Raw genomic sequence first — 14,912 nt, 5'->3', positions numbered from 1 at the left:
CCAGGGCAGCCTCGGCCCGGCGGATCCATGTCATGATCTGCCAGAGCGGAGACGGTCTGCTCTCGACGCTACATTTTCCAGAGCAAGAAATCCGACCAGGCGATTGCGCCTGATCGGATATCGCCCTGGCCAGCGGCGACTGTCCGGCCTGGCCGCGGCGGGCCGGGAAAGCGGGGCCGGTGGGAGAAAAGTCTTGGGGGGATGGTCGGACCGGCGGGATTTGAACCCACGACCCCTTGACCCCCAGTCAAGTGCGCTACCAGGCTGCGCTACGGTCCGTGCGGCGGGCTGAGTAGCACCGGGCCGGGCCGGCCGCTACCCCTCCGCCCGCACTCAATCCAGCGAGATCCGCGTCCGCTGCGCCAGGGCGCGGAACTGCGCCGTCTCATTCGCCACGAAGCTGGCGAAGGCCTCCGGCCCCTCCACCGCCGCCTCGGCCGAGGCGCTGGTCAGGGCCCGCTGCGCCTCCGGCCCTGCCATGGCGGCCACTGCGGCCTCGGCCAGCGCCGCCACCAGCCCGGGCGCCATCCCCGCCGGCCCCATCAGCCCGAACCAGGAGCCGGGGACCACGCCCTCCACCCCCTGCTCGGCAAAGCTCGGCAGCGAAGGCCAGCGGGCGATCCGCCGCGGCGCCGCGGTGCCCAGCGCCTTCAGCGACCCGGCCTCAATCAGCGGCGCCGAGACGCCGACGCCGTCGATCGCCCAATGCACCTGGCCGGCGGCGATGTCCGTCATGGTCGGCGCCGAGCCGCGATAGGGCACATGCACCGCCTCGATCCCCGTCGCCATGCAGAATTGCTCGCCCTGGACATGCTGGACGGAGCCGACGCCGGAGGAGGCGAAGGTGATCACCCCCGGCCGCCGCTTCGCCTCCGCCACCAGCTCGGCCAGGGAATTCCACGGCGAATCCCCCTTCACCAGCAGCACATGCGGCTGCCGCGCCAGCAGCGTCACCGGCGCGAAGGCGCGGGCGGCGTCGAAGGGCAGGCGCTGCGCCAGGGCCGGGGCGATGGCGATCGCCGTGGGATGGGCCAGGAGCAGGGTATGGCCGTCGGGCGGGGATTTCGCCACCAGCTCGGCGGCGATGATGCCGGAAGCGCCGGTCCGGTTCTCCACCAGGAAGGGCTGGCCGAAGCGCGCCGGCAGCGCATTCGCCAGCACCCGGGCGAGGACATCCGTCAGCCCGCCGGGCGGGAAGCCCACCAGGATGCGCACCGGCTTCTCCGGCCAGCCCGCCGGCGCCGTCGCCTGGGCGCGAACCAGAGCGGGGCGGAGCAGCGGCGGCAGGGCCAGCCCGGCCAGCAGCGTGCGGCGGCGCATCGTCAGCCCCTCCTCCTCGTCACGGATCCCCCGGCACGCCGTAGGAGGGCGCGGCCCCGGGGTTCAGCGCCCGGTTCACATAGGCTTCCTGCTGCGGCTCCCACAGCGTCCAGAGCCTGGCCAGCGTCTCGATCGGGTCCTGCTCGGTCCAGTCCACCCGCAGGTCGGCGATGGGCCAGGGCTGGTCCCGCACCACCAGCAGCCCGGCGGAGAAGACCGGCCCCGCCTCCCCGCCCGCCGCCACCGCCGCGCGCATGGCGGCGATCAGCCGGGCGCCGAGCGGCAGCTCCGGCGCGGTCTCGAAGGCCGCGACCATCCGGGCCGGCACGCCGGGATTGGCGAGGAGATTGCCGAGGGCGATGCTGTCCCGCCCCAGCGCCTCGGCATGGATGCCGAGCGCCTGGGCGCCGGAGAAGCAGGCCGCCGGCCCCTCCCGCGTCAGCACGGCGAGCTGGCGGTATTCGATATGCGGCGCCTCGGCGCGCAGCCGCGCCAGCACCTCGGCGGCGGGCAGCCCCTGTTCCAGCAGCGCCAGCCCTTGCGGCCCCAGCCGCGGATCGGTGATGTTCTGCGAGGCCACCACCCCGACCCCCGCCCGTGCATGGGCGCAGCGCGCGGCGACGGCGGGGGAGGAGGAGGCGACGGCGATGCCGAACTCGCCGCTGCGGGGGCAGCGGCCGCTGATGGAAAAGGTCATGCCTGCCTCCCTGCCCGGCACGGGCCCCGTCCCACCGGGGTGCGACCTACCGGTCCCTGATCCGCCAGTCCCCGGCCCGCCAACCCACGGCCTGCCAATCTCGGACCCGCCCGCCGCCGACCCGCCAGTCTCGGACCCGCCAGTTCCTGACCCGCCAGCCCCCGGCCTGCCAGTCTCCGGCCCGCCAGTTCCTGACCCGCCAGCCCCCGGCCTGCCAATCTCGGACCCGCCAGTTCCTGACCCGATCCCCGACCCGACGGGGTCTGTCCCGCCAGTGTCCGCCCCGTCGCCAATGTCCGTCCCGCCGGCGTCCGCGACGCGCCGCTTGCGGCCGGCGGCCGCGGCGCCCGGCCCCGCCGCACTCCGGCCGCGGAGGGGCGCCGGCCAGGCGGCACCGCCCCTCGCCACATGGCCGGACCCGGTTCGGAACGCCCCTCCCTCATTCCGGAATCACCGCCGTGGCGTCGATCTCCACCAGCCATTCCGGCCGGGCCAGCGCCACCACCACCAGGCCGGTGCAGACCGGATGCACGCCGCGAATGTATTCGCCCATGGTCCGGTAGACCGCTTCCCGATGGCGAATATCCGTCAGATAGACCACGAGCTTGGTCACGTGCTCCATCCGGGCGCCCGCTTCCTCGACGAGTTGGCGGATATTCTGCATGACCTTGTGGGTCTGCGCCACCGGGTCGCCGACGCCGACATTGGCGCCGCCGTCCAGCTCCTGCGGGCATTGGCCGCGGAGGAAGACCATGGCGCCGCGAGCGACCACCGCCTGGCTGAGGTCGTTGTCGAGCTTCTGCTCGGGATAGGTCTCGCGGGTGTTGAAGGGGCGGATGCGGCGATGCGCCATCACACGGAGTCTCCGGCCGGAGCGTGACCGCTCGCGGCGGGATCGCCGCAAGCGTGAATCACGCGAACAAGCAAATGCGTGACCGCTGGCGGTAGAGTCACCGCCAGCATGCGCCACGCGAGCAAGGAAATGCCCGGCGCCGGGGGGCGAGCGACGCTCAGCCACCCGGCGCCGGGGCGAGGTCGAGCGGGCTGCGATAGCCGGCTTCCGCCACCACCCCGCCGCGCACCGCGCCGGCCGCGGTCGGGCCCCAGAGCTCGGCGAAATCCTCCGGCAAGGCGCGGCTGTTCGGCATGGCGAGCCAGAGGCGGTAGAGCAGCCGCTTCCTCGCCTTGTCCTCATGGTCCACCAGCGCGGTGCGGGCGTGGTAGGTGACGTGGTTGTTGAGGAGCTGGATGTCGCCCGGCTCCATGCGCGTATGCAGCGCCAGCTCCTGCGCCAGCGCCGCCAGCAGGTCCAGCGCCTCCTCCTGCGCCGCGGTCAGCCGCGGCACCTGCTCGAAGCGCTGGGCGTTCTCGATGAAGCTGCGGGAATACTGGCTGGTGAAGCGGCCCTGGTGCAGGGCGAAGACCGGGTTGACGTACCAGGGATCCTCGCCCGGGCGCTGCTCCTGCTGGCGGCTGTGGTACCAGGGCGCGAACAGCAGCTCCAGCAGGTCCGGCCGCTGCGCCAGCATGGCGTTGTGGATGGCGGGGGTGGAGACGATCAGGCTGTCGCCGCCCGAGACGGATTGCCGCACGCAGAGCAGCGCCACCACGTCGCAGCGATCCGTATGGAACCGCAGCCTGCCGCCGGTGCGGTAGCCGCGGGCGCCGGGATCGCCGAGCCTGTCGCCGGTATCCGTCACCTCGCCCAGCAGCTCGCCGAATTTGCTCTGCGAGACCGGCGTGCCGAGATGCCGGCCGATGGCCCAGAGAATGGCGCGCAGCCGCTCAGGCGGCATCCCCGGCGGCAGGCCGCGGAGATTGACCAGGCCCGGCCCCTCCTCCAGCGCCGCGGCGATGCGGGCGAGCTTCGGCGCGGTGACCGGCAGCGGGACGTCGCGGGCCGAGAGGCTCTCCAGCTTGCGGCCGGCGGCCAGCACCGCCTCGGCCGCGGCCTCCAGCTCCGCCAGCTCCGCGGCGGACCAGGGCCAGATCCAGTCCTGGCGCGCCGCCATCTCCGCCCCGGTCCAGACCGCGGCGCCGGCGAGGGGAGATCGGGTCATGGGCAGAGCGTCCTTGGCGGCATGGCGGGAGGGTACCGCAAAGCGCGGGCCTGTGAAGCGCCCGGCGCCGTCCCGCGGCGCCACGCCCCCGACGGGCGGCCCGGGCCCGGGGGCGCCGGTCAGCGCCGCGGCGCCGTCCAGCGGCCGAGCAGGAAGCCGAGCAGCATGGCGCCGCCGAGCAGCGCCACCACCTCCCCGAACAGCGCATGCGCCAGCGGCAGGCCGATGGTGACGGCGGCGACCAGCCCGCCCACCCAGGCCCAGCGCCGCCAGCCGGCGAGCGGGGTGGCGGCGCCGCGCTTCCCCCCGCGGGCGGCGGTACGGGGGGCGGCGCGGGCGGCCGCCATCAGCCCGCGGCCCCGGCGAACATCCCGCCGGTCTCGGCGCGGGCATAGAGGGCGCCGATCAGCGCGGCGAAGGCCGGGTCCACCGCCATGGCCGGGTGCATGCGGGGGTGCGTGGTGGGGGCGGCGACGCCATGCTCCCGCCAGGCGAGGCCCTGGCTGAGGACGTTCTGCAGAAAGCCCTGGGCGCGGTCGCAGGCCATGGCGAAGCGGGCCTCGGCGGTCTCGCCCGCCTCGAATTCCTCCCAGGCGGCCCGGAGGCGGAGGGCGAGATCGGCCGGCAGCCCGGCGAAGACGATGTCGGCGGCGGCGCGCTCGCGTTCCGCGGCGGTGGCCTGGGCGGCGGGATCATAGGCGTAGGAATCGCCGGCCTCGATCTCCACCAGATCATGCACCACGGCCATGGTCAGCACCCGGGCGAGGTCGATGGGCGCCGCCACCTCCTCCGCCATCAGCAGCGCCACCAAGGCGAGGTGCCAGCAATGCTCGGCGCTGTTCTCCCGGCGGGTGGTGCCGTCCGGCAGGGGGATGCGGCCGCGGCGCTCCACCAGCTTGAGGCGGTCGGCCAGCGCGAGGAAGTCCAGGATGGCGGCGACGCGGTCGGGAGTCATTCGGCCAGCCCCAGAATCTCCATCAGCTCCCGCCATTCCCGCTTGGAGAGGCCGCTTTCCGGCTGCCCCACCTTTTCCCCGGCGAGGCGCCGGCGGACCACCGCCAGCATGCCGGCGGACAGCGTGGCGGCGCCGAGGCGGTAGTCGCAGAAGGCCTCGTAGCTAGCGGGAACCCAGGCCTTCACCGTCTCCAGCATCGCCTCGGCATAGGCGCGGATTTCGTACTGGGCATGCGGGTCGGCGCGCAGCGAGAGGAAGTGGAAGAGGTTGTGGAGGTCGGTCTTCCAATACCACTGGGTATAGGTGTTCAGCGTCAGGTTCATCCGCGCCAATTCGCGCGCCAGCCCCTGGCGGGCCGGGTCCGCCTGATCCTCGTTCAGCATCCAGGCGTAGTGGTCATAGGCCTGCCCGGCATCGGCGCGGAGCAGGCGCAGCACCTCGGCGGCCTCGTCGCCGGTGAGGATGTCGCCGCGGCCCTGGCGGTTGACGGTGGATTGCGCGGCCAGATGCTCCGGCGCCGGGATGTAGAACTCCTTGTCCAGGATGGAATAGCGCGCCGAGTACTCGTTCACATTGGCGGTGCGGTGGCGGATCCATTGCCTGGCGACGAAGATCGGCAATTTCACATGGTACTTGATCTCGCACATCTCGAAGGGGGTCGAGTGGCGGTGGCGTATGAGGTAGCGGATCAGGCCGCGATCCTCGTTGGCCGCCCTTGTGCCGCGGCCATAGGAGACGCGGGCGGCCTGCACCACCGCCGCGTCGTCGCCCATGTAGTCGATGACGCGGAGGAAGCCGTGGTCCAGCACCGGCATGGCGTGGAACAGCATCGCCTCCAGCGCCGGGACGGTGGGGCGGAGGGTGCGGGCCTCCGCGGCGCGGGCGGCGGCGATTTCGGCGGTCTGTTGCGCGCTCAACGGCATGCTGGGGCCCCTTTCGCCTGCGAAGGGCGGCGGTAGCCCGCCCCGGGGCGGCGGGCAAGCGGCACGCCTGTGCCCGGGCCGGGCAGCGCCGCGGGGACGCGGCGGCGGCCGATGGCGGCGCGCCAGGGACGCAGCGGCAGGCGCAATCGCCCGCGGAGGCCTGAGCCGGGTTCGCCCGGCGTGGCGATGGCGTGGGCGAGCTTCCCGGCGCGCTCCAGGTCCGCAGCCAGGGGTGGACGTGGCCGGGCCGGCGCAGGGGCGGCGCGGCACGCACGGCGTGTGAGCGCCCGGGTTTCCTCAACTCACCGACGCTTCAATTGCCTCGCCGAGACGTGTGCTGGCTCGAAACATTGCAAGCCTGCAATCCTCCGGTCGTCAATCTGACATGGTGCGGGCAGGACCCAGGCACCGGGCAGGCGAGGCGGAGACCCCCGCCCCGCCCGCTCCGGACCCCGGCCGCCGCACCGTCCGGCCAACGGGGAGCGCAGGGATGCTGAAGGAGCAATTGCCGAGGATTGTGACGCGCCTGCTGCGCGCCTGCGGCGCCATGCCCGCGGTCCGCCGCGTGCTGGGCGGCCAGGGCCTCATCGTCATGCTGCACGAGGTGCGGGAGGACCCCGCCGCCGAGCTGCAGCAGGGCTGCCCGCCCGAGACGCTGGCGTGGATGATCGCCTGGCTCCGCGCCGAGGGCTGGGAATTCGTCAGCATGGATGAGGCGCGGCGGCTTGTGGCCGCGGGCGGCACCGAGGGTGGAGAGGACGGGGGGCGCTTCGTCGCCCTCACCTTCGATGACGGCTTCCGCGACACGATGACGCAGGCGCTGCCGGTGCTGGAGCGGCACCAGGTGCCGCTGACCTGCTACGTGCCGACCACGGCGGTGAACCGGGAGATGTATTGCTGGTGGCTCGGCCTGCGGGCGCTGTTCCTGCGGCACGACGTGGTGGAGATCGAGGCGCTGGGGGCGCGGTACGAGTGCCCGGATGCGGCGCGGAAGCGGCGCGCCCTCAGCGAGGTGACCTGGTGGGTGCATGAGGATTACCGCCGGAAGCAGCAATTGCAGCCGAGCTTCGCACGCTACGGCATCTGCCTCGCCGGGCTGAACGACCGCTACTTCCTGACGGAGGCGGAGCTGCGGCGCTTCGCGCGGCATCCGCTGGTGACGATCGGCGGCCACACCACCAGCCATGCTGCGGTGGCGGTGCTGGAGGAAGGCGCGGCCGCCGGCGAGATCGCCGAGAACCGGATCTACCTGCAGAACCTGCTGGACGCGCCGGTGGAGCATTTCGCCTTTCCCTATGGCGATCCGCTGGCCTGCGGCGAGCGGGATGCAGCCTTGGCGGCGCTGGCCGGCTACCGGACGGCGGTGGCGACGGTGGATGGGCCGGTCTCGCGGCAGAACCCGCACATGTTCCTGCTGCCGCGCGTCGCCGCGCCCATCGAGATCGACCCGGTGGGTTTCGACGGCAGGGTGAGCGGGGTGTACCGCCATGGCGCCGACCTGGCGCGGCGGCTTGGCGTGATGCGCTGATGCGCCGGGCCTGAGGTTCTGCGGCCTGCGGCCGCAGGACACCGGCCTTGCCGCGCAGCGGCCTGCTCGTCCACCCGCTTCGCCGGAGACCGGCGGAAGCTCGCGGGCAGGCCACCGGGGCGGCGGCAAGCTGGCCGGCGGGGAGAAGCTCGTGCCTGGCCTTGCCGTATCGGGGGCGTTGGCACGGAACGGCCGAGCCTGGCGAGAAAGGCCCCGACCGGATGGCGCAGCTCGGAGCAGGGACGGCATCAGGGACTGCGCCGGCGGCGCGGCGCCACCACAACCGCCGGACGTTCTTCGAGAGGTTCCATCAACACAAGGGCGCTAGGCTGGGACGCCGCTGCAAGGATCCCGCCCACCGCCATGGCCCAGACCACCCGCCCCGGACTGACCGCCGGCCCGGCCCTGCTGCTGCTGGATGCCGGCCTCACCGCCCTGGCCTGGCCCGCCGCGCTGCTGGTGGCGCTGGGCAGCCTGCCGGAAGGCACCAGGCCCAGCCTCTTCACCCTGCTGCTCTACCCGGCCGGCTACCTGCTCTTCCTCTACGCCCTCGGCCTCTACCGCCGGGACGCGCTGGTGGAGACGCGGAAATCCATGGGCCGGGCGCCACTGGCGGCGGTGCTGGCGGCGCTTTCCGTCGCCTTCGCCTCCGCCGCCCTGCCGCCGCCCTTCGGCGGGCCGGCCGGGGCGGGGCTGCTGCTGGCCGCCCTCACCGCCTTCGTCGGCGCCGGCTTCGCCGCCCGGGTGCTGCATTTCGCCCTGCGCCGCCGCGGCGCCTTCCGCCGCCGCCTGCTGGTCATCGGCGCAGGACACCGGGCCTGGGAGCTGGTGCTGCTGCTGCGGCGGGAAGGCCGCACCCTGAATTACGAGGTGACCTTCGCCCACGCCCCCTCCATGGGGGAGGTGGATTCGCGCCTCGCCGGCAATGGCGAGAACCGCATCCTGCCGGCGGAGAGGGATTTCCTTGCCATCGCCCGCCGCATCGGCGCCGACCAGATCGTGGTGGCGCCGGATGACCGGCGGGGGCTGGACATGATGGCGCTGCTGGCCTGCCGCACCGCCGGCTACCCGGTGCGGGAATATCTCCGCTTCCTGGAGAAGGAGATCGGCCGGATCGACGTGAAGCGCATCGAGCTCGGCTGGCTGGTGTTCAATGACGGCTTCGTCTTCGGCCCGATCGACCTGGCGCTGAAGCGGGCGCTGGACGTGACGGCCAGCCTGGCGCTGCTGGCGGCGGCCGGCCCCTTCCTGCTGGCCGCCATGCTGGCCGTGCTGCTGGAGGATGGCGCGCCGGTGCTCTACCGGCAGAAGCGAGTGACCCAGGGCGGGCGGGAATTCGACATCCTGAAGCTGCGCACCATGCGGCGGGATGCGGAGCGCCTCGGCGCCGTCTGGGCGGCGGCGCAGGATCCGCGCATCACCCGCATCGGGCATTTCCTCCGCCGCACCAGGCTGGACGAACTGCCGCAGCTCCTCAACGTGCTGCGCGGAGACATGTCCCTGGTGGGACCGCGGCCGGAGCGGCCGGAATTCACCCGCAAGCTGGCCGAGTCCCTGCCGCTGTATGAGGAGCGGCATCTGGTGAAGGCGGGGCTGACCGGCTGGGCGCAGGTGAACTACCCCTATGGCGCCTCGCTGGACGATGCGCGGTCCAAGCTCTCCTACGACCTGCATTACGTGAAGAACCAGAGCTTCCTGTTCGACCTGCTGATCCTGGCGCAGACGCTGCGGGTGGTGCTGTGGCCGGGCAATACGGTGCGGTGAAGGGCGGACTTCGCGCTGCAGGTGCCGGCTTGCGGGCGGCGGCGCCGGCAAGGCCGGCGCAGGCAGCCGCGGCGGGACGGAAGCCCGGCCGCGCATCCCCGGGGCCGCCGCCGTCCGGCGACGCCATTCCCAGGGCGGCTGGCGCTGCGCCTCCGGCAGGGCCCAGAGGCCGCGGCGGGCGGCGCGCGCCGCCGCCTCCAGGCGCAGCAGGGCGCGGTCATCGGTATAGGCGCGATAGACCCAGGCGGCGCCCTGGCGGACCAGGGCGGCATTCACATCCCGGCCGCCCGCCATCACCCGGCCGAGGGTCCGGCCGAAGCGGTCCACCCCCAGCACCTGCACCCTGACGCGCCGGCCGAAGGCCAGCACCGCCAGCGCCTGCCGGGCCGGCGGCCATAGGGCTGGTGGGCCTCCGGCGTGTCGATGCCGGCCAGGCGGATGCGGCGCTGCCGGCGGCGGTCATCCAGCAGGGTGAGGGTGTCGCCATCCGCGATGGCGACGACCTTGCCGAGGATCTCCCTGGCCTGGGCCGGCAGGGCGAGAAGGAGGAGGAAGAGAAGCAGGAGCGGCAGCGGGCGGCGGATGCCGGCCGGAACGCCGGCCCGGCCGGCCGGTCCCGCCCTGCCCGAGGCGGGCCTCACCCGGCACTCCACCGCCTCCAGGCCAGCCGGTCCCGCCCCGCCTGAGGCAGGCCTCGCCCGGGGCTCCGCCGCCGCGGGCGAGCAGGGCAGGCGGAAGCCGGGTTCGGTCTGGCAGCGGGGCATAATGTTCTTATTATGTTCTTGTCCTGCCGGTGTCCAGCCGGCCTCCCCCGCGGGCGCCAAAGCTGGCCGGCGGCTCAGCCCGCCAGCACCGCCTCCGCCTCCCGCACCACCGCCTCCAGCGCCCCCGGCTGGAAGGGCGAGATCAGCCCCGCCGAGGCCACCAGCGCCTGAAACGGCGCCGAGCCGCCCCGGCCGCACAGCGCCACGTAATCCGCCAGCGCCGCCCGCTGGTCCTGCCGGGACTTCACCCAGAACTGCAACGCGCAGCACAGCGCCAGGGTGTAGTCGATATAGTAGAAGGGCGAGCGGTAGATATGCGGCTTGGCCTGCCAGCGCCCGCCCTTCTCCGGCCAGGCGAGGTCGCCGTAATCCGTCCAGGGCATGTAGCGCTTCTCCAGCCGCCGCCACATCTCTTGCCGCTCCGCCGGCAGGGCGCCGGGATTGGCATAGACCTCGTGCTGGAAGTGATCGACGCAGACGCCATAGGGCAGGAAGGCCAGCGAGGCCTCCAGATGCATCCGGCGGAAGCGCTCCGCTGCCGCCTCCCCCACCAGCAGCCCGATCTGCGGCAAGGTGAGGAATTCCAGGCTCATGGAATGGATTTCGGCGGATTCCATGGTGGGCCAGAGGTAGTCGATCCCCGGCAGCCCCCGGCTTTCCCAATTCTGGAAGGCGTGGCCCATCTCATGGGTGAAGACGCCGATATCGTGATGCGTGCCGTTGAAATTGGCGAAGATGAAGGGCGTGCCCACCGAGGGGAAGCTGGTGCAGAACCCGCCCCCCGCCTTGCCCGGGCGGTTCTTCATGTCGAGGAAGCCGCCCGCCTCCATGTTCCGATAGAACGCCGCCAGGCGGGGGTCCATCCGGTCGAACATGGCCTGGGCGGCAGCCACCAGCTCGTCATGCCCGCCGATCGGCTGGGGGTTGCCGGCGGGGTCGATCAGCGCCTCGTCCCAGAAGCGCAGCCGGTCCCAGCCCAGGCGCTGGCGCCGCTGCTCCAGCAGCCGGCCGACCAGGGGGGTGACGTGCCGCAGCACCTCCTCCCGGTACCGCGCCACGTCGGCGGGCTTGTAGTCGGTGCGCCGCATCCGCCGGTAGCCGAGCGGGATGTAGTCCCGGTAGCCCAGCTTCACCGCCATGCCGTGCCGCAGCGCCACGAGCTGGTCGTAGATCTCGTCCAGCGCCGCGCCATGCTCTGCGAAGAAGCCCCAGCGCAGCGCCTCCGCCCGGTACCGCAGCTCGCGGTCCGGATCCTCGGCGAAGGGGGCGAGGCCGGAGAGATTCACCACCTGCCCGCCGATCTCGAGCTTCGCCGAGGCCAGCAGCTCCGTGTAGCGGGCGCCGAGCTTCGCCTCCTCCTCCAGCTCCGCCTTGATGGCGGGGTCGAAGGTGGTGATGTCGGTCTCCCACAGCAGCACCGCATGGCGGCCGGCCAGGCGTTCCAGCGCGACGCGGTCCGGCAGAGCGAGCAGGGCACGCTTCACCGCCACCTCATGCTCGGTGGCGATGGGCGCCAGGGCGTCGGCATATTCCCGCGCCGCCTTGGCCTCGGCGCTCGCCGTGTCCTGGGAGAAGTGGAGATGGACGAGCGAGGCCCAGCTTTCATAGTCCCGCCGCTGCCGGTCCCATTCGGCCAGGGCCGCCTCCACCTCCCCGGCGGCGATATGGGCGAGGATGGCCCTCGCCGCCGCCGCCAGCCCCGCCTCGGTCGGGGTGGGGAAGGCCAGGTCGGCGAAGCGGGGGAATGCGGTCATGCCTCTGCCTCCATCATTGCCGCCTGCTTCACTGCCGCGGCGCCAGCCGGGCCAGGGCCAGCCGTGCCCGGGGCCCCTGCAGCACCAGCCTTCCGGCGACCTGCAGCGTATCGTGCCGGGCCAGCGCCGGCCCATTGGCGATCGCCGCATCGCCCTCCAGCAGCACCGCATGGCAGGGGCCGGAGAGCGGCATGACGGCCAGCTCCCCCGCCAGCTCGACGATCTCCACCGAGGCCTGCCAGCGCACCCGCGCCGCGATCAGGTTCAGCACCATGGAGGGGCCGCCCAAGGGCTGGCATTCCACCGCCCAGTCGCCGCTGAAGATGGTGGGGGTGGCGGGCCGGTCCACCACCACCGGCGCATGGTCGGCGAAGGAGAGGCGGAAGCCGGGACCTTCCAGCAGGGTGATGATGCGATCCTGGCCGGTATAGGCGGAGAAGGGCGCCACCGCCTCGATCCAGGCGAAGGAAAGCTGCCACCCCTCCCCCGTGGCGATATCGGCCTTGCGGCCCTTCCCGTTGCGCCAGGGCGTGATGGGGAGGTCAGCGAAGCGGCGGATGCGGTCCGGCATGATGTCAGATCCCCGAAAGCGGCGGCAGGGTGGCGGCGAAGGAGGGGCGGGCGGCGATGCCTTCATACCACGCGACCAGCTTCGGCCTTCCCTCCCGCCAGGGCCAGGCGCGGTGGCGGCGCTCGGCATAGCCCAGGATGCAGCCGAGCAGGATGCGCGGGGCGTCCGGCGCGCCGGCGAAGGCCCAGCTATCGGCCTCGGCTTCCAGCGCATCCGCCACCCGGTCGGCACGGGTGGCTTCCAGGGCCAGCACGGCGGGGGAGCGCTCCTCCGGCGGGCGGCGCAGCTCCCGGTTCCACACCGCGATGCCGTCCAGCATGCCGATGACCCGGCCGAGCGCGGCCTGGGCCTGCCAGCGGACGGGCCCTTCGGCGGGCAGCAGGCGGTGGGGGGCGCCCATTGTATCCAGATGGTCGAAGATCAGCACCGTCTCGGTCAGCGCGGTGCCGTCGGGGAGCACCAGGGTGGGGACGCGGCCCACCGGGTTGTGCGGCAGCAGCACGGAAGCCGGGTCGCGCAGCGTCGCCTCCACCTCCTCGATCCCGGGCAGCAACGCGGTTTCCCGCAGCGCGATGCGGACGGCGCGGGCGAAGGGCGAGCCTGCGGAATAGTAGAGACGCACCTGAGTCCTCCCGGCTTTGGCCCGCAGCATGGCGCATGGGGGCTCTGCCCCCAAACCCCCGCCGGGGGCAAGAGCTTGCCCCCGGACCCCGCCCTGAGTTTGCCGGTTCAACCCTCGGGTCCGAATCTCAGGCCGGTCCAGGGGTGAAGGCACTGCCTTCACCGCGCCTCCCCGGTGAGGGGTCGGACGCACGGCGTCCAGTGGGCAAAGCCCCCGACCTGTCTTCCTTGGTATTTTTCTTGAACTTGCGCGCCATTGGGCAGCGCCCTGGTGTGGGATTGGGGCAAAGCCCCGGCTACCGCCGCCCCCGCGCGGCCTCCACCGGGGCGATGCGGATATGCGCGTCCTTGTCCTCGCCCGGCCGGCGGATGGCATGGGCGAAGCGATCGGCGGCCCAGGGGGCGACCTCGAATTGCGTCTCCCGCTCCAGCACCCGGATGCGGCCGATCTCCTGCCGGGTGACATTGCCGCGGCGGCAGAGGAAGGGCAGCACCCAGCGCGGATCGGCATTGCCGTTCCGCCCCAGGCTCATCCGGAACCAGACCCCTGGCTGCCCCTCCGCCGCCTGGGCGGCGTTGTCGCGCCGGCCGCGCGGGGCGGCGGCGGGGCGTTCGGCCATGGCCGCCAGCTCCTCCGGCGCCGGCAGAGGGGCGCGGAGCTGGCGGATCAGGGCGGCGGCCAGCGCCTCGGCGGGCTGGGCGGCGAGGAGCTGGCGGGCCATTTCCTGCTCATCCTCCGCCGCCTCCTCGGCGACCAGCGCCGCGGCCTGCTCCAGGATGCGGGCATTGTCCTGCGCCCGGATCGCCTCGGCCGAGGGCGCCGGGCCCCATTCGGCGCGCACCCGGGCTTCCGCCAGCAGCCGTTCCGCCGCGCGCCGGCGGTTATGCGGCACCAGCAGGGCGGAGGTGCCCTTCCGCCCCGCCCGCCCGGTGCGGCCGGAGCGATGCAGCAGGGTTTCCGGGTCGTTCGGCAACTCGGCATGGATGACGAGGCCGAGATCCGGCAGGTCGATCCCGCGCGCCGCCACGTCGGTCGCCACGCAGACCCGGGCACGGCCGTCGCGCAGCCCTTGCAGGGCGCGGTTCCGCTCGGCCTGGGAGAGCTCGCCGGACAGCGGCACGGCGGCGAAGCCGCGCTCCGCCAGGTTGCCGTGCAAACGGGCGACGGCGGCGCGGGTGCGGCAGAACACCATGGCGGCGCGCGCCTCGAAGAAGCGCAGGGCGTTCACCACGGCGCGCTCCATCTCATGCGGGGCGATCAGCAAGGCGCGGTAGTCGATATCGCCATGCTGCGCGCCCTCGTCGCCGGCGGCGATGCGCAGCGCGTCCCGCTGGTACCGCGCCGCAAGCTGGGCGATGCCCTTCGGCACCGTCGCGGAGAACATCAGCGTCCGGCGCTCGGCCGGCGTGGTCTCGAGGATGGCTTCCAGCTCCTCGCGGAAGCCCATGTCCAGCATCTCGTCCGCCTCATCCAGCACCACGGCGCGGATGCCGGCGGGGTCGAGATTGCCGCGCTCCAGATGGTCGCGCAGCCGGCCAGGGGTGCCGACGACGATCTGCGCGCCGCGCGCGAGGGCACGGCGTTCCGCGATGGGGTCGGTGCCGCCGACGCCGGTGACGACGCGCCCGCCCGCCGGGGCGTAGAGCCAGGCGAGCTCCGCCTGAACCTGCAGGGCCAGCTCGCGGGTGGGGGCGACCACCAGCGCCAGCGGCGCGCCGGGCGGCGGCAGGCGGTCGGCCTCGCCCATCAGCTCGGCGGCCATGGCCAGGCCGAAGGCGACGGTCTTGCCGGAGCCGGTCTGGGCGGAGACGAGCAGGTCGCGGCCGGTGGTCTCGGGCGTCAGGACGGCGGCCTGGACCGGGGTGGGCTCGGCATAGCCGCGGGCGGCGAGGGCGGCGAGGAGCGGGGCAGGCAAGGACGGAAAGGGCATTTTACATCACGCTCCCTCCCCCGC

Annotated in this window: 14 protein-coding genes, 1 tRNA gene and 1 pseudogene; 3 read left to right on the top strand and 13 right to left on the bottom strand. The window is 73.2% G+C overall.

Annotated elements, in window-relative coordinates; all coding sequences use genetic code 11:
- Positions 1 to 202: 202 nt before the first annotated feature.
- From E5N76_RS04285 to thyX, 8 genes are all read right to left on the bottom strand, one after another.
- Positions 203 to 279: transfer RNA gene (locus E5N76_RS04285), tRNA-Pro, on the bottom strand.
- Positions 280 to 333: 54 nt separating this feature from the next.
- Positions 334 to 1,320, bottom strand: coding sequence for a Bug family tripartite tricarboxylate transporter substrate binding protein (locus tag E5N76_RS04280; RefSeq protein WP_149536053.1), 987 nt, complete (start codon positions 1,318 to 1,320; stop codon positions 334 to 336).
- A gap of 19 nt (positions 1,321 to 1,339) precedes the next feature.
- Complete coding sequence (locus E5N76_RS04275) at positions 1,340 to 2,017, bottom strand: DUF1028 domain-containing protein (protein ID WP_149536052.1); 678 nt, start codon at positions 2,015 to 2,017, stop codon at positions 1,340 to 1,342.
- A 439-nt stretch (positions 2,018 to 2,456) separates the two neighbouring features.
- Positions 2,457 to 2,870, bottom strand: coding sequence for a RidA family protein (locus E5N76_RS04270; RefSeq protein WP_149536051.1), 414 nt, complete (start codon positions 2,868 to 2,870; stop codon positions 2,457 to 2,459).
- A gap of 157 nt (positions 2,871 to 3,027) precedes the next feature.
- Positions 3,028 to 4,077, bottom strand: coding sequence for a TauD/TfdA family dioxygenase (locus E5N76_RS04265; RefSeq protein WP_149536050.1), 1,050 nt, complete (start codon positions 4,075 to 4,077; stop codon positions 3,028 to 3,030).
- Between the two features lie 119 nt (positions 4,078 to 4,196).
- Positions 4,197 to 4,424 carry a hypothetical protein gene (locus E5N76_RS04260; RefSeq protein ID WP_149536049.1) on the bottom strand — a complete coding sequence of 76 codons (228 nt, stop codon included), beginning with the start codon at positions 4,422 to 4,424 and terminating at the stop codon, positions 4,197 to 4,199.
- Positions 4,424 to 5,032 carry an HD domain-containing protein gene (locus E5N76_RS04255; protein WP_187829969.1) on the bottom strand — a complete coding sequence of 203 codons (609 nt, stop codon included), beginning with the start codon at positions 5,030 to 5,032 and terminating at the stop codon, positions 4,424 to 4,426. Before E5N76_RS04255 ends, E5N76_RS04260 begins: the two co-directional genes overlap by 1 nt.
- Complete coding sequence (gene thyX / locus E5N76_RS04250) at positions 5,029 to 5,955, bottom strand: FAD-dependent thymidylate synthase (protein ID WP_149536047.1); 927 nt, start codon at positions 5,953 to 5,955, stop codon at positions 5,029 to 5,031. Before thyX ends, E5N76_RS04255 begins: the two co-directional genes overlap by 4 nt.
- 490 nt (positions 5,956 to 6,445) lie before the next feature.
- On the opposite strand from thyX, the gene E5N76_RS04245 reads away from it, so the two are divergent.
- Complete coding sequence (locus E5N76_RS04245) at positions 6,446 to 7,483, top strand: polysaccharide deacetylase family protein (RefSeq protein ID WP_149536046.1); 1,038 nt, start codon at positions 6,446 to 6,448, stop codon at positions 7,481 to 7,483.
- A 363-nt stretch (positions 7,484 to 7,846) separates the two neighbouring features.
- The gene (locus E5N76_RS04240; RefSeq protein ID WP_149536045.1) at positions 7,847 to 9,247 is read left to right on the top strand and encodes a TIGR03013 family XrtA/PEP-CTERM system glycosyltransferase; all 1,401 of its coding nucleotides are present in this window, start codon (positions 7,847 to 7,849) and stop codon (positions 9,245 to 9,247) included.
- Between the two features lie 219 nt (positions 9,248 to 9,466).
- On the opposite strand, the pseudogene E5N76_RS30255 reads toward E5N76_RS04240, so the two are convergent.
- A pseudogene (locus tag E5N76_RS30255) lies at positions 9,467 to 9,574 on the bottom strand (thermonuclease family protein); the annotation flags it as partial.
- 77 nt (positions 9,575 to 9,651) lie between these two features.
- Between E5N76_RS30255 and E5N76_RS30020 the strand changes: the two are divergent.
- Positions 9,652 to 9,933, top strand: coding sequence for a hypothetical protein (locus E5N76_RS30020; RefSeq protein ID WP_207791857.1), 282 nt, complete (start codon positions 9,652 to 9,654; stop codon positions 9,931 to 9,933).
- A 152-nt stretch (positions 9,934 to 10,085) separates the two neighbouring features.
- Here E5N76_RS30020 and E5N76_RS04230 read toward each other — a convergent pair whose 3' ends face one another.
- The 4 genes from E5N76_RS04230 to E5N76_RS04215 form a co-directional block, all read right to left on the bottom strand.
- Positions 10,086 to 11,765: a M3 family oligoendopeptidase gene (locus E5N76_RS04230; protein ID WP_149536044.1), complete on the bottom strand. Its 1,680-nt coding sequence runs from the start codon at positions 11,763 to 11,765 to the stop codon at positions 10,086 to 10,088.
- A gap of 28 nt (positions 11,766 to 11,793) precedes the next feature.
- Positions 11,794 to 12,336: a HutD/Ves family protein gene (locus tag E5N76_RS04225; RefSeq protein WP_187829968.1), complete on the bottom strand. Its 543-nt coding sequence runs from the start codon at positions 12,334 to 12,336 to the stop codon at positions 11,794 to 11,796.
- A 4-nt stretch (positions 12,337 to 12,340) separates the two neighbouring features.
- On the bottom strand, positions 12,341 to 12,958 hold the full coding sequence (locus tag E5N76_RS29335) for a glutathione S-transferase family protein (protein WP_187829967.1): 618 nt from the start codon (positions 12,956 to 12,958) through the stop codon (positions 12,341 to 12,343).
- Positions 12,959 to 13,253: 295 nt separating this feature from the next.
- Positions 13,254 to 14,873: a DEAD/DEAH box helicase gene (locus tag E5N76_RS04215; RefSeq protein WP_328593053.1), complete on the bottom strand. Its 1,620-nt coding sequence runs from the start codon at positions 14,871 to 14,873 to the stop codon at positions 13,254 to 13,256.
- Between the last annotated feature and the right edge of the window lie 39 nt (positions 14,874 to 14,912).

Source organism: Siccirubricoccus phaeus (assembly GCF_008360935.1).
GTDB classification, from domain to species: Bacteria; Pseudomonadota; Alphaproteobacteria; order Acetobacterales; family Acetobacteraceae; genus Siccirubricoccus; species Siccirubricoccus phaeus.
The sequence above is the reverse complement of the archived record's forward strand: the minus strand, read 5'-3'. Positions and strand labels throughout refer to the sequence as shown.